Below are 2,595 nucleotides of genomic sequence, written 5' to 3' on the forward strand. Positions count from 1 at the left end.
ATTTTCACCATTCCGCTTTTGTTCAGGAGCAGTTGGCGTGATTCGGGTGGACGGATCGGCGCGGCAGTAGCAGGGTGGGCCACCGAGGATCCGTAGAGACCGATGGCACGCAGCGCACGGCACCCGAGGGGAGCGGTGGAGCGATGACCGATCAGGTACACCCCGGAGAGGGCCCCGGAACGGCGGGCCCAGGACCCGGCGGAGCGGGATTCACTTACCAGGACGCCGAACCGGAGCTGATCGTCGTCGCACTCGGCGAGGCCCGGCTGCGGGCGGGGGCCGAGGGCGTCCGGTCGGCGGCGGGCTCGGACGTATCGGCCCTGAACATGTTCCTGAGCGACGAACAGCTCGTGCTGGAGCCGCTGTTCGGCCACGAGGAACGGCACGTGAACGCGGCACGCGAGGACGAGGAGCTGTCGCTCTTCTACCGCGTACGGGGCGGGGAGGACCGGGCGCGCGAGCTGACCGCGCGGCTGGCGGCGCTGCCCGGCATCGAGACGGCGTACGTGAAGCCGGGTGCGGTACCGGCTTCGTACCCGCAGCAGTGGTACCCGCAGGAGCCGCAGTCGCAGTCCTACCCGCAGGCCGGCCCCGGGCAGGAAGGCTTCGGACGGGGCGGCCCCCGGCAGGGCGGCTTCCAGCAGGGCGGCGAGGAGGGCAAGCGCCTCAAAGAGGGTGCGCCGGCGACTCCCGACTTCACCGGCCGGCAGGGCTATCTGCGGCCCGCCCCCGAGGGCATCGACGCCCTCTGGGCGTGGACGAGGCCCGGCGGCTCGGGCGAGGGCGTCACCGTCATCGACATCGAGGGCGCCTGGCAGCTGGGCCACGAGGACCTGGCGGACAGGCTCGCCGGTGTCGTCATCGGCACCCCGGTGCAGGACCTGTCCTGGCGCAACCACGGCACGGCCGTCCTCGGCGTGATCGGCGGCGACCGCAACGAGCGCGGCATCACCGGAATCGCCCCGCAGGCCAACACCGCCGCCGCGTCCTTCCGGGGGCTCGGCACGGCGGCCACCATCCAGGCCGCGGCGGCCCGTCTCTCCCCCGGCGACCTCGTGCTGATCGAACTGCACCGGCCGGGACCGCGGTTCGACTTCGCCGAGCGTGACGACCAGCGCGGCTACATCGCACTGGAGTGGTGGCCGGACGACCTGGCGGCGATCCGCTGGGCGACCGCGCGGGGCGTCATCGTCGTGGAGCCGGCCGGCAACGGCGCGGAGAGCCTGGACGACGCCCTGTACGAGCGCAGGCCGGACGAGTTCCCCGAGCAGTGGCGCAATCCCTTCAACCCGTCGCACGGGTCCTCGGGGGCCGTCCTGGTGGGTGCGGGCGCTCCCCCGCCCGGGACGCACGGCCGCGATCACGGTCCTGACCGCTCGCGGCTCGCGTTCTCGAACTACGGGGCGCGCGTCGACGCCCAGGGCTGGGGCCGGGAGACCACGACCACGGGCGGCTCCTGGGACCGTCCCGGCGACCTCCAGGGCGGCGCCGAGGAGATCGCCTGGTACACCGACACCTTCTCCGGCACGTCGGCCGCGTCGCCGGTGGTGGTCGGTGCGCTGGCCTCGCTGCAGGGCATCCTCAAGGCGGCGAACCTGGGGCCGATGGGGCCGCAGCAGGCCCGCGAGGTGCTGCGTGCGACGGGCTCCCCGCAGCAGGACGCGCCCGGCAGGCCGTCCTCGCAGCGGATCGGCAACCGGCCCGACATCAAGTCCGCGGCCACCCGGCTGCTGCCGTCCGCGGTGGGCACCGGGCAGGCCGAACGGTACTGGGACGAACTGCTCCCGTACCCCCGTGAACTCCCGCCGCGGCTGCGGCTGTTCGTGGCGGGGGCTTGGCGCAACCTGAACGACCCGGCCCCCGACATCCGCCAGGCGGTGCACGCCGCCTTCGCGGGGGGCCGGCCGGACGTACGCGTGTGGTTCTCGGACGAGGAGATCGTCGGTCTCGTCGTCACCGGCTGAACGCAAGCCCCACGGAGCAACGACGCAACGACGGAAGGTGGCACGGCATGAGCACCATCCCGCAGATGCAGGGCCAGAGTTACGGGCAGAGCTACGGCCAGCAGCAGTTCGGCCAGGGCCAGCAGGGCCAGCAGGGTCACCAGGGTTCCGACAGCACCGCCCCGCCGCCGCCCCAGCAGTTCGGGCAGCAGCAGGGCCAGGGTCAGGGCCAGCAGTACGGTCCCGGCAGCGGCCTGGGGCAGCAGCTCCAGCAGCTCGGCCAGCAGCAGCCGTACCAGCAGCTGCTGCAGCAGCTCGGCCAGGGGCAGCAGGGCCAGCAGGGCTTCGGCCAGCAGATGCAGGGCCTGGAGACGCAGGTCATCAAGAGCAACACCGCCACGCAGTACTGGGACGTCGTCCAGCCGCTCCCCGGCCAGCCGCCGATCCTGTACCTGCTGGTGGACAACGCCTGGCGGCAGCTCGTCAATCCGAGCCAGATCGTGCACGACGCGGTCCAGCGCGCGTTCGCGTTCGGGCACCGGGTCATCGGCTTCTACGACGACCAGAGCCCGGCGCTCCTGAAGGCGATCGTCGTCACGAAGTAGGTTCCGTCGAGGAACAGACCGGCGGCGCCGGGCGGTGGGTTCTCCCC

At 72.6% G+C, this 2,595-nt stretch carries 2 protein-coding genes; both read left to right on the forward strand.

Annotated elements, in window-relative coordinates:
* The first annotated feature begins 143 nt into the window (after positions 1-143).
* Complete coding sequence (locus tag ACWGIG_RS38385) at positions 144-1,964, forward strand: S8 family peptidase (RefSeq protein ID WP_453326362.1); 1,821 nt, start codon at positions 144-146, stop codon at positions 1,962-1,964.
* Between the two features lie 47 nt (positions 1,965-2,011).
* Complete coding sequence (locus tag ACWGIG_RS38390; RefSeq protein WP_453326363.1) at positions 2,012-2,548, forward strand: hypothetical protein; 537 nt, start codon at positions 2,012-2,014, stop codon at positions 2,546-2,548.
* Positions 2,549-2,595: the final 47 nt, after the last annotated feature.

The sequence above is a fragment of the Streptomyces sp. NPDC054863 genome, assembly GCF_053610825.1.

What these genes read in the sequence shown, in the direction of transcription:
- ACWGIG_RS38385 (WP_453326362.1), top strand. Translation starts at nt 144, where the DNA reads ATGACCGATCAGGTACACCCCGGAGAGGGCCCCGGAACGGCGGGCCCA.
- ACWGIG_RS38390 (WP_453326363.1), top strand. Translation starts at nt 2,012, where the DNA reads ATGAGCACCATCCCGCAGATGCAGGGCCAGAGTTACGGGCAGAGCTAC.